This window comes from Thermogutta sp. (assembly GCF_039793925.1).
Classification (GTDB): domain Bacteria; phylum Planctomycetota; class Planctomycetia; order Pirellulales; family Thermoguttaceae; genus Thermogutta.
This window is the reverse complement of record NZ_JBAMME010000287.1, coordinates 1-3,652: the sequence shown is the minus strand read 5'-3', so window position 1 is coordinate 3,652 and position 3,652 is coordinate 1. Positions and strand designations below refer to the sequence as shown.

4 protein-coding genes are annotated in these 3,652 nt (G+C 58.1%); all 4 read left to right on the top strand.

Annotated elements, in window-relative coordinates; translation table 11 throughout:
- The coding region (locus ABJK56_RS14645) for a hypothetical protein (protein WP_347245410.1) at positions 1-926 on the top strand (926 nt) is incomplete at its 5' end.
- Positions 927-929: 3 nt separating this feature from the next.
- Positions 930-2,189: a type III-B CRISPR module-associated Cmr3 family protein gene (locus ABJK56_RS14640; RefSeq protein ID WP_347245409.1), complete on the top strand. Its 1,260-nt coding sequence runs from the start codon at positions 930-932 to the stop codon at positions 2,187-2,189.
- A 79-nt stretch (positions 2,190-2,268) separates the two neighbouring features.
- Entirely contained in the window at positions 2,269-3,186 is a 918-nt protein-coding gene (gene cmr4 / locus ABJK56_RS14635) for a type III-B CRISPR module RAMP protein Cmr4 (RefSeq protein WP_347245408.1), read from the top strand.
- A gap of 27 nt (positions 3,187-3,213) precedes the next feature.
- A complete protein-coding gene (gene cmr5, locus ABJK56_RS14630) occupies positions 3,214-3,603 on the top strand; it encodes a type III-B CRISPR module-associated protein Cmr5 (protein ID WP_347245407.1) in 390 nt (129 codons plus the stop codon).
- Positions 3,604-3,652 lie beyond the last annotated feature (49 nt).

Below are 3,652 nucleotides of genomic sequence, written 5' to 3'. Positions count from 1 at the left end.
TGCCCTGCATGTTCTTCTTACGCTGCGCGTTTTCGGGGATTTTGCCTGCTCGTGATCGGGAAGCCATTTGGGAGGTGTATAGCCAACTCAAAGAAGTATGCGCATTGGACAGAGGCGAAGCCATCGCCCGAGGGTTCGTAAGGTTGAACGCTCGAAGGAACATCTTCCGCGTCATGGGAGGCCGTGCCACGGCGTCCATGGGAGCCGTCGTGGCCCATCACACCACACCTCTTTCGGTGGTGCTCCGAGAGCTGCGGCGCGCGGAAAAACAGGCCAAGGAGTACGGAAGGAACGCCTTTTGCGTCAAAATCCTCAAGCGCGCAGGGGGTGCTTTGTCCTACACGGCGAGCTGGGGATTTGGGGGTGTGCCCGGGGATGGTCAAAGCCAACTCTCGGCCAGGGATTTGCCTTACAACCAGGAAACTTTCGAAGTGCATAGTTCACGCGTTCGTACCCCCATGAGCTGCCTGTTCGAGCTTCGAGATACTTTGGCCCTCCCAGGCGTTTCCCGGCGGGCGGTTTACAACACCCTCCAGTGGCTCCAAGATCTTCCGCCGAATCCCGATGGCCTTGGAGAGGAGGCCTACAAGGAGTTGTTGGTGAAGAACCTCGCCTACCAGTTCGCACGGCAAGGTGTGAAGCCTGAGGTGTTGCGAGACTACAAGGGTTCGATGGGTGACCAGAAAGAAAGCCCGGCAGAAAAGCTTGCCGACACTGTTGTAGAAGTGGCTTTCCAGCAATGCCGGCCGCGAGGGTCGGGGGAAAACTGGCTGAACGTCCCCGACCACCTTTCCGCCATGTTGCAGGTGGCGGAGTTTTTGGCCCGGGAGGGCCGGGCGCCGCGGCTGAAGAAAAACCGCGAAGCAGACCAAGGTAAGGCCCAGACGGTCCCCTCGGAGACAGCCCAACCCGAGAAAGGGAGGTGAGCCATGGCCCACTATCTCTTCTTCAAGCCCCTCGACGTCCTTTTCTTCCGGGGAAACGAATCCTTTGGCGGAACGGGCGAGCACGGGGAAAGCCTCATGCCTCCATGGCCTTCGGTGTTTTCTGGTGCCCTTCGCTCGGCCATCCTCGCTGGCGATCCCAAGGTTCAGCTCTCTCTCGTCAGTGAAAAGACCGACCAGCTTCCATCGGTACGCCTCCAAAAAGTCATCGGCACGCCTCGCAACCCTGGCAGCTTCCGTGTGACCTTTGTGGCTTTGGGGACGGAAAGCGGGGAGCTGTTTTTGCCTGCACCGGCAGACCTCGTAGTTTGGGGCAGCTCAAGGGAAGGCATAAAGGCTGTAAAGCGACTCACCCCGATCCCCCGGGAGGAGCTCGCTCCTGCTCTTGAGGGAAAAATGCCCTTTTGCTCCTACGACGCTTTTTTGTCCCACATCCCTGTCCTTTCCGCCCGGCGCGATTTGGGCAAACCCTCTTCAGGTTGGTGGCTCACCCGCGAGGGGATGGAAACGTACCTGAACGGTGACGTGCCGGAACCGCGGCACTTTGTTCATGCCACCCATCTTTGGAAAACCGAAATGCGCCTCGGCATTGCCCGCTCCCGGGAATCCTTCACTGTAGATAAAGGCAGGCTTTACACGACAACGGCCGTTGCCCTCGCCCCCGGCCCGCCAAGGTGGGGAAAAGCCACCGAGGCTTCTTGGTTCGGAGCGGTGGGGTTCGTGGTGGGTGTGGAAGGGGTGGACGAAGACCTCTTCCCAGAGAGGTTCGTGGTTCGCTTGGGTGGCGATGGCCATGGCTGCGAGGTGACCCCATGGCGCGGTGAACCTCTTCAAGCAAGAGAACTTGACGAGCGTTTCGTGGCAGTTTGTGTTACGCCGTGCATGTCGCCCCAGGGATGGCTCCCACCGGGGCTTTCCCGGCAAAATGGTGCGTACGTTACGGCTTCCGGGGCTTTTCTTGCGGCGGCCGTGGTAGGCCGACCCCAGGTCGTGTCCGGTTGGGACCTGGCGGCCCACGCGCCCAAACCGGCCCAGGCTGCCATCCCTGCCGGCTCGGTGTTTTACTTCCAGGGCAAACCGGAAAAAGACCTCTTTGCCGAGGGGCTAAAAGCGTGGCTCCAGGGCGCCAAAGATCAAGTTAAGCCTGAGGCTTACGTTTGGCGGCAGCGATTGGCCGAAGGTTTTAACAATGTGCTCATGGGGTCGTGGCCCAAAGGCAACCCACCGAGTTCAGGCGTTTCGTGAGGTTACCTCATGGGAAGCAAGAGGAACATGGCAAATCAGCGATTCAAAGCCCAGTGCTTGGAAAAGGAGGGAGGAAACCATGTTTGAAAAGCGCGCGTTGGCCTTCTTTTATTGCGTAAGCCCCGTGCACATGGGTGCGGGGCAAGCTATTGGGGTGGTGGATAACCCCATCCAGCGGGAACGTCACACCAACCACCCGGTGTTTGCTGGGTCGGGTATCAAAGGGGCGCTGAGGGACGAATTCGAGAGATGGCACAGTGACCTCGTGGAAAGGCTTTTTGGGCCGAAAGTTAACGCCGCGGACCATGCCGGTTGCGTAGCGTTTTCTGACGCTTCTGTGGTCCTTTTCCCCGTGAGGTCTCTGAAGGAGGCTTTTGTGTACGCCACGTGCCCTACTGCCCTTGCCCGCCTGAAGCGGATGGCCGAGCTTGCTGGGGTTTCCACCAACTGGCAGGTTCCGGAAAAGGGTCCCGACGATGACTCCTGTTTCACAACGGGCAACACCAAGCTATGCGTGAATGCCTCGGGCCGGGGTGAGGCCATCATCCTTGAGGCGTACCAGTTTCACGTTTATAGCTCCCAGAAGGAAAACACGAAAACAATTGCCCAATGGCTCGCAAAGCAACTTCCTCAAGGCAGTCTCGACTATTTCAAGGACAAGATCGCGAGCGATCTTGTGATCCTCTCGGACACGCGGTTTTCGTACTTTGTGGAGAACGCCACCATCGTCGAACCCCACGTGCGTATTGACGATGACAGTGGAACCGCGGACGATGGCGGTCTGTTCTACACCGAGAATGTCCCACCGGAAGCGTTGTTCGCTGGCACCGTTCTTTTCTCGAAGGAGCGGCGGAAAAAAGGCGACACCAACGGAAGCATGGGTGCTGCCGAGGTGGCCAAGACCATCCAGGAGGCCCTGAATGGCAAGCTCGTGCAGCTCGGAGGCGACGCCACAACTGGACGCGGCCTCGTCATCTTGAGCTTGCAACTGAGCTAGACAGGGAACGGAAAGGGGAGGTGAATCATGGTTGCTCATCCTGGTGTAACGCAAAGCTTGGATCAAAAGCGTGCGGGGTTCGCCTGGGAGAAAGTCAACGGAGTTCACTCCGGCGTGCTCGAGAAGTACGCCAACCTTGCCAAAGGGGCTCCCTCCCTTATCATGGGTAACGGGCTCATGCAAACCTTGGCTTTTTATAAATCCAAGAACGAGAAACACCATGAAGAGCTCCTGCGCCATGTTCTGGAGTGGCTATCCCATAAGGAGTCGCCATGCCATTCGTTCATTCCGGAATCGGACTTTCAAAAAGCTATGGATGCCCTTAGCCGGTTAGACTCTTCGCAGTACATTCAAGCTACCCATGAGGCCCTGGCAATCCTCAAATGGATCCGACAATTCGCTTCGGCTCGAAAGTAAAGGGAGGAGGAGATGGTAGAGGCACGGGAAAGAGAACCGAAAGGCGCCG